At 46.8% G+C, this 7,977-nt stretch carries 6 protein-coding genes and 1 pseudogene; 6 read left to right on the top strand and 1 reads right to left on the bottom strand.

Going from position 1 to position 7,977, the window contains the following annotated elements; translation table 11 throughout:
- Positions 1-271 precede the first annotated feature (271 nt).
- The 3 genes and pseudogenes from uraD to puuE all read left to right on the top strand — a co-directional run bounded on the left by uraD (position 272) and on the right by puuE (position 2,400).
- Positions 272-778, top strand: coding sequence for a 2-oxo-4-hydroxy-4-carboxy-5-ureidoimidazoline decarboxylase (gene uraD, locus JGK39_RS06090; RefSeq protein ID WP_293262294.1), 507 nt, complete (start codon positions 272-274; stop codon positions 776-778).
- A gap of 3 nt (positions 779-781) precedes the next feature.
- Positions 782-1,073: pseudogene (locus JGK39_RS06085) on the top strand (iron uptake porin); the annotation flags it as partial.
- Between the two features lie 412 nt (positions 1,074-1,485).
- The gene (gene puuE, locus JGK39_RS06080; protein WP_293262291.1) at positions 1,486-2,400 is read left to right on the top strand and encodes an allantoinase PuuE; all 915 of its coding nucleotides are present in this window, start codon (positions 1,486-1,488) and stop codon (positions 2,398-2,400) included.
- Positions 2,401-2,689: 289 nt separating this feature from the next.
- Here puuE and JGK39_RS06075 read toward each other — a convergent pair whose 3' ends face one another.
- On the bottom strand, positions 2,690-3,091 hold the full coding sequence (locus JGK39_RS06075; RefSeq protein WP_293262288.1) for a gamma-glutamylcyclotransferase: 402 nt from the start codon (positions 3,089-3,091) through the stop codon (positions 2,690-2,692).
- 379 nt (positions 3,092-3,470) lie between these two features.
- Here JGK39_RS06075 and JGK39_RS06070 point away from each other — a divergent pair, with 379 nt between their 5' ends.
- From JGK39_RS06070 to JGK39_RS06060, 3 genes are all read left to right on the top strand, one after another.
- Complete coding sequence (locus JGK39_RS06070) at positions 3,471-4,664, top strand: Zn-dependent hydrolase (RefSeq protein ID WP_293262285.1); 1,194 nt, start codon at positions 3,471-3,473, stop codon at positions 4,662-4,664.
- Between the two features lie 471 nt (positions 4,665-5,135).
- Positions 5,136-5,978: a FecR domain-containing protein gene (locus JGK39_RS06065; RefSeq protein WP_293262282.1), complete on the top strand. Its 843-nt coding sequence runs from the start codon at positions 5,136-5,138 to the stop codon at positions 5,976-5,978.
- 6 nt (positions 5,979-5,984) lie between these two features.
- Entirely contained in the window at positions 5,985-7,955 is a 1,971-nt protein-coding gene (locus tag JGK39_RS06060) for a CHASE2 domain-containing protein (protein WP_293322050.1), read from the top strand.
- The last annotated feature ends 22 nt before the right edge of the window (positions 7,956-7,977 follow it).

Here is a 7,977-nt window from a genome sequence, read left to right as displayed (position 1 = left end):
AATTGGTGCATTTGGCTTTTGGTATTTTAAAGTCCCAAAAGCCTTTCGATCCTAATTATGCGATCGCTACCCCTTGACAGGTCAAGACAGTATCTACAGGAATCACGGTCAATCAACCGGACATAATATAACTTTGCAGTAAAAAATTATTCACTTCTTCCCCCTTCTTCCCCCTTCTTCCCTCTTCTTCCTTCGTGTTCTTCGCGCCTTCGCGGTTCGATTTACTAAAAAGTAAAACAAAGCTAATTGAACTCAATCAACCCAATTCAAAATGCCATACTCTTTAGTTCAACTCAACCAACTCAGCCAGCAAGAATTCACACAAGCCCTAGGCGAGATTTTTGAACAGTCGCCCACCGTCGCCCGTTGCACTTGGGACGATCGCCCTTTTGCCTCCACAGCCGATTTACACGCCAAAATGGTAACAGTCGTCAATTCCATGACTCGGGAAGAAAAATTAGCTTTAATTCGATCGCACCCGGACTTGGGAAGCAAAGCAAAAATGGCTGTAGCATCGGTCAACGAACAAGCCGGCGCAGGCTTGGATCGGCTATCTGTCGCAGAGTTCGATCGCTTTCAATGCCTCAACCGAGAATACCGCAAAAAGTTTTATTTCCCCTTCATTGCCGCGGTGAAAAACCACACAAAAACCAGCATTCTCGAAGCATTTGAGCGCCGCCTCGACAATTCCCTCGAAACTGAAATGCAGCAGGCTTTAACAGAGATTTATCAGATTGCGCGGTTTCGTTTGGAGTCAGCAATTGAGAAACAAAACTAAAATTTCAGGCACGTAATTGCGCTTGGGCGCTATGCGTGTATAGGGAACCTATCGCCCAAATCGAGCCATGACTCGCTACGAATTCGCCGCAGGTTTCAATGCGTGTCTCGATAAAGTTGCTGAGTTAATAACAGCAGTAACCTCGAATTTAGTTAAAAAAGAGGATTTAGAAAAACTCCAGAGACTGCAAGAATAATTTGCGGCATAACTAGCAGCGCTGCGCGGTATAATCGATGTATTGGAAGCTCGCACGGCGGATTTAGAATCGAATCAATTCTCAACTACAACGAAACTAAATGCTACGGTTTGGTTCAACCTAACATCAGCATTTCCGACAGGCGATATCACCGCAGAACGCAGCCGCACCGCCCCGGGAAGCCCCTTTGCTGCCCCAACTCGCGATTCGGCCAACAATCGACAGACTCGCGTCGAGCACGGGCAACCTGAAACTACTTTTAGTTACTACGCTAGCGCGGGTAATTAAAGAAATTCAGGGAATAGAACAACATCAATAATTTGAGATTGGGCATTGGGCATTGGGAAGAAGGCCAAACAGGTCATTGGCCAAACAGGTCATGGGGCATGGGGCCCAGAGGGCATGGGGCCCAGAGGGCATCGGTTATGAGTTATGAGTTATGAGTTATTATCACTAACAAATAACCACTAACAAATAACCACTAACAAATAACCAATAACAAATAACTTATATGCCAGCAAACTATCCGCGAGAATTAGTCGGTTACGGGCAAAATCCTCCCGATCCTCAATGGCCAGATCGATCGCGCGTAGCCCTGCAATTTGTGATCAATTACGAAGAAGGTGGAGAAACCTGCATCCTCCACGGCGACGGATCTTCGGAAACATTTCTGTCGGAGATTGTCGGCGCCGAACCCCTATCGGGACTGCGCCACATGAATATGGAATCTTGTTACGAATACGGCAGTCGCGCCGGTTTGTGGCGGCTGCACAGGATGTTTACTTCTCGGAACATACCGGTGACTGTTTACGGCGTGGCAATGGCCTTAGAAAGGCATCCCGAAGCCGTTGCAGCGATGTTGGAGGCCGATTGGGAAATTGCCAGCCACGGCTACCGCTGGATTGATTACAAGTATTTTGGGGAAGAGGCGGAACGGGAACATTTGCACAGGGCGATCGCGATTCACACGCAAATTACCGGCAGCCGTCCCCTGGGTTGGTATACGGGACGCACGAGCCCCCAAACCCGCAAGCTAGTAGTGGAAGAAGGCGGTTTTCTCTACGATGCCGACAGCTATGCGGATGACTTGCCTTACTGGGTGTACGAGTGCGATCGACCTCACTTGGTAATTCCTTATACCCTCGACAACAACGATATGCGGTTTGCTACGAGTCAGGGGTTTAACTCCGGCGACCAATTTTTTGCTTACCTGCGCGATGCTTTTGATGTACTCTACGCCGAGGGCGAGACTGCGCCGAAGATGATGAGTGTGGGGCTGCACTGCCGCTTGGCGGGGCGGCCGGGGCGGGCGGCAGCTTTGGCGCGTTTTTTGGATTACGTGCAGCAGCATGAGAGGGTTTGGATATGCCGCCGCATTGATATTGCCCGACACTGGCATGAATATCAAAAACCCATGGTTTCTTAGGAGGACTGAAGTCCTGACTGCGAACTTGAAATCCGTGGGGACACGGCACTGAGGTGGCGTGTCAACAACCAGGTCAAACCCGTAGCCAAACCCGTAGCCAAACCCGTAGTCCGGCGGGGGTTGAAACCCCCGCCTCAAAGCGAAAGTCCTCTTTAGAGGACTAAAGAACTCATCAGTCCTCTTTAGAGGACTTTCGCTATTAGACAGGGGTTTAAACCCCTGGCGGTCTATCGGGTTTCACTCAGAGGACTGAAGTCCGAACGATCGAACCTTTTTCGGACTGAAGTCCTTACTGCGAACCGGCTTTGTAAGCGGCCCACCCACCGCGATCGGAAATATCTTCCCATTGGTATTTCTCTACTAACTCTTGGGGGTACAGGAAAGCGGTTAATACTTCCCCGTCTTCCAAAATCACATCGGATGGATACATATGTGGGGGTTCTCCGGCTGCAAGCTGTTCAAAGTCTTCTGGAGTTAATTCGTACACCTCTCCCGGAATTGATACGCCTCCGGTAGCCACTTGGTAAATTGCAGGATGCCAGCCATTTTCCGCTGAGTGCAAGCGGTAAATCGGACGAGTTTTGGCTTCTCTAATCAACTTGGCTTCTCCCAGGTTGCTGTTGTCCGGCTGGCCCCGAAGGGCGGAACCGCAAATGAATACTCGTTTACTTACAATTGCTGTTTGACTCATAAGTAGAAGGAAGAAGGAAGAAGGAAGAAGGAAGAAGGAATTCGAGAAATGGAAGTCGTTCGAGGGCAGTCGGAAGAAGACATACACGGCAAGCTTTTTAGCACTCCGTATTTTACGTTTAATTAGGTGGATATACTTATCACCAGACCGCTCAAAAATTGTACTTGTTTCTACAATTAAATCGCTGCGATCGCTTTATGCTGCGTGCTGTATTTTGATTGCAGCAGTTTAAGTGCTACAGCCGATCGCCTGTTGTAGGCAAGACTACATTCTTGTACAGATTTAACCTATCTTGGATACATTCTACAATAATCACTTAAATGATTAATAATACAAGAGCGATCGCATCATTAAATTTCCCAGAATAGGAGAATGTAACATGACAGTTAGGCTAGCACTTTCAGTCAACGGTTCGCGCCTCAACAGCAGCATTGCCCAACTCGCCCAAATCGGCAAACTGACGGGAGGAGGCGTCAGTCGCGTAGCTTTTAGCAAAGAGGATTTGTTGGCGCGCAAACTTGTTGAGTCTTGGATGCGAGAAGCAGGGATGACGGTTAGGATTGACGCGGCTGGAAATACCATTGGCAGATATCCCGGATTGCGCGAAGGGGCTGCGCTAGCCACCGGTTCTCACATTGATACCGTTCCCACGGGGGGCCATTTTGATGGAGTTTTGGGAGTTTTGGCAGGAATTGAAGTGGTGCGAGTATTGCGTGAAAACGGCCGGCGCTTGGAACACGCCATTGAGACGATCGTATTTACCGACGAAGAAAACACCGTTATCGGCTGCAAAGCAATGGCGGGAAATACAGTCAACAACCCCGAATATTACCGCCGCAGCGATGGCACTTCGATTGAAACTTGTTTAGCACAAATTGGCGGAGATTGGTCAAAAATTGCCGAGGCAAAACGCCACCCCAAAGAAATAGCAGCTTTTGTGGAACTGCACGTCGAACAAGGAGGTGTTTTGGAAAGTACGGGCGACTGCATAGGAGTAGTTAAAGGCATTGTCGGACAGTACCGCCTGGGAGTGACGGTAACGGGCAGCCCCAATCATGCCGGATCGACGCCCATGCACGCGAGAAAGGATGCCCTGGTAGCGGCTTCGCAAATGGTATTAGCAGTCAACAAGCTAGCAGTAGAAACACCGGGAGAACAGGTAGCAACGGTAGGTTATTTAACTGTTTGGCCGAATGCTACGAATACTGTGCCGGGAAAAGTCGAGTTTAAAATCGACTTGCGCGATTTGTCTGAAACTAATTTGGAACAGTTGTTAGCTAAAATGAAATTGGAGTTTGGGGCGATCGCCTCTGCCACCCAAACCGAAATTGAAATAACTCAATTGCTGCACGTACAGCCGACGCTAGCAGCACCAAAGATTCAGAATACAATTGTAGAAGTTTGTCAAGAATTAGGGTTTAGTTACAGGCATTTAATCAGCAGGGCGGGACACGACGCCCAAGAAATCGGACGCTTTACCGATATGGGGATGATTTCAGCCATGCAGAAGATGAGTATACTTCGCCAGCAGAGTGTACTCAGGGGGCGAATGCGCTGCTGCAAACCTTCTTAAAGCTCGATCGGCTGTATGCTGCTAAGGGCGATCGATAATTCATCAGAGTTAAAATCTGCACAATCTTAGTCTAGTCCGAGAAAATAACTCGCTCCGCTACCCTCTCAAACTCAAAAACTATGATGACTTGAGAATAGATGACTTCGCCATTGCCAAAATTTTAGTTGTCGTTTTAATCCCCGAAACAATAGCAAACGGGTTAACTCAGTCAGAAACAGAAACCTGCATGAAAAACTGCGGATAATCGAAGTTTACATGGAGATTTGACTTCATCTGAGATCGCCCTAATAGTCGCCCCTCGCCCTAATAGTCAAGCGGGGTGCTCTCTTCCTAGCCCTCGTAGAGGATCGTAGTTGTGTCCGCACTACATATATTGTGTCTGCCTAAATCCTGATTAGTTAAAAATTTTCCTGAGAAGTTACCAAAAGAATAGTAATCTAGATAATAGTCTCGGCTCAATAATTTTTAGTGATGAAATTAAATTTGTCTGATATTTCTAAATGGATGACAATCCTATTTACTACTATTTTAATCACTTTCGCCTTGCCTTTGCTGGCGAGGGAGATTCAACTCCCCGGGAGTCGTTGGGTGGAAGTACGGCAAATTAAGGGAACCGTAACATATCAAGGAAGACCAGCAAAAGTGGGCGATCGCCTGACAACAGCCGGCCAGCAAATCTCCACAGGCAAACAATCTAGCGCGGTTTTAGCCGTAGACTCTGGCATCGCTACGATTAGTGTAGCAGAATTAAGCACCGTCCAAGTTAAAGGTCTGTCCGTTGCTGTCAATGGAGGTAGAGTTACCCTGCTGTCAGTCCCCGCAGGACTTGCAAGAGTTTCGGCCCGACGCATGACTAACCCCAATTCGCGCCTAGAAATTAACAGCCCAGCGGGAGTTGTGGGTGTCAGGGGGACTGAATTCGCCGTGGGTGTTGGCCCAGAGGGAAAAGCCGCAACTGCCTTATTTGAGGGGAAGGTTGACGCTAGCGCTCAAGGGCAAACTGTGAAGATAGAAAAGGGCTATGCTTCCGTCACTTTTCCCGGCAATCCTCCCAATCCACCCCAGGCATTCAAAGAAAATCTGAACTATGAATTGATCAGTTTATCAGTCATCAGTCCAAACAAAGTTCGATGCGTTTGTACTGTAGATCCGCTGAATTTAGTGTATTTAAACGGCCAACCCTTAAAGATGGATCGAACAGGTAAAATCGACGAAGTAGTGCCGAAGCCAGCTAACTCTGACTACTGGCTAGTTGTTCGCAGTCCGGTGGGAAATGAGGTATCTTATGAACTCGGTGAAAGTTTAGTTAGGTAATGGCTAATGACTAAATCAATAATCCATCGTTTGCGAGGTTTTTTTGCCCGCAGCCAATCCTTAATGCCGGGAGTTGCTGCCGCTATTATTTCCTTGGGCGCGTTGCATTTGGGTGGCTGGAAACCGCTGGAACAACTCGGATCTAACAGCCTGTTTCAACTTCGCGAAAGTGGAATTTTACCCAAACCTATTTGGGATAAGCGAGTGGTGGTCATTGCCATAGACGAAGCAAGTTTAAGGAAGTTGGGGAGATTTCCGTTTTCGCGCGATCGCTACACTCAATTATTACAAGCCCTTTCCCCTGCTAAACCCGCAGTCGTTGGTTTCGACATTATTTTTGCCGAACCCAGTCCCCAAGATGACCAACTTGCAGACGCGATGAGTGCCATAGGTAATGTAGTGTTAGCTAAGGCTTGGGATGACCGAGGAAAACCGCTACCAATTGTACCAACTTTAGAAGCCGCAGCCGCCGATCGAGGTCATATTTTCCATAAGTCAGACACAGATGGGATCGGTCGTCAAGCCACGCTGTGGCTGCGAGATATTCCCTCCTTAGGAATTGCCATGCTTCACGTTTACAACTCCGACAAGCAACCGCAATCTGGAGGGCTAGAAAAGTTTTTATCACCGCCTAATAACGGCAGTCTAGAATTTTACAGTGCAGGGATAAATTGGCCTGGAAAAACGCAATTTCTACCGACTTATTCGTTTGCTGATGTTCTGGAAGGTAAAATTACCAAAGATGCTTTTAAAGACAAATTGGTATTAGTAGGTACGACGGCAACAGGTTTAGATCCCTTGCGGACTCCTTTAAATCAAATTTCACCAACCAGTGGGATTTACCTTCATGCCGCAGTTATTGATAACTTGCTAAATAACCGACTGCTGCAACCTTTACCTGACTGGACAAGTTGGCTGATATTACTTTTAATTGGGCCAATTACTAGCGCTATATTATCGAAAACTGGCCCCAGGGGACGAATTGCGATCGCTATCCTTTTCCCTCTAATCTGGTATGCAGTTTCTTTCTTATTATTTACGTTTAATTCTCTACTAATGCCCATCGCTGCACCGATTGGTACGATCGTCTTAGCTGGAATTGGACTGCAACTGCGAGAACAACAAGAGAAACAACAATTAATGAGCCTGTTTGAAAAATACATGGCAAAAGAAACTGCTGAATTAATTTGGCAGCGCAAAGACGAAATATTTAAGAATGGCGAAATGCAACCGCAAGAAATGGTCGCCACTGTTTTATTTATGGATATTCGAGGGTTTACTAGCATTTCCGAACAACTATCTCCCGGTGAATTGATGCCTTGGCTGAATCTATATTTAAATGCCATGAGTGAGTGCATTATGGATCGCGGCGGCGTTATTGATAAATATATTGGCGATGCAATTATGGCAATATTTGGCATTCCCTTTCCTCATACTAAACCTGAAGAAATCAAACAAGACGCTCAAAATTGTATCGCCGCTTGTTTGGATATGTCAGAACGATTGAAACAATTAAATCAGCAATTTGAAAGGGAAGGCAAGCCAAAAATTGAATTTGGAGTTGGCATTCATACAGGGTCGATTATTGCTGGAACTGTCGGCGGCGGGAAGCGATTAAATTTTTCGGTTTTAGGAGATACTGTGAATATTGCCGCCAGGTTAGAAGCAATGAATAAAGATATTAAAGAAGATAATCCTTATCGGGTATTAATAACAGGAGAAACCTGGGAATTGGTGAGCGATCGCTACGAAGCAAGACCAGTTAAGAGTATTCAATTAAGAGGCAGAAAACAAGAAACAACTATTTGTGCGATCGTTGGCAAAAAATTCAGCCATGCAGAAGATGAGTATACTTCGCCAGCAGAGTGTACTCAGGGGGCGAATGCGCTGCTGCAAACCTTCTTAAAGCTCGATCGGCTGTATGCTGTGTATGCTGCTAAGGGCGATCGATTCATGGGAGTTGCAGGGCGTCATTAAAACGTGATAATAAATGAGTGCT

The organism is Microcoleus sp. PH2017_12_PCY_D_A (assembly GCF_020738565.1).
In the GTDB taxonomy this organism is placed as follows: Bacteria; Cyanobacteriota; Cyanobacteriia; order Cyanobacteriales; family Microcoleaceae; genus Microcoleus.
The sequence above is the reverse complement of the archived record's forward strand: the minus strand, read 5'-3'. Positions and strand labels throughout refer to the sequence as shown.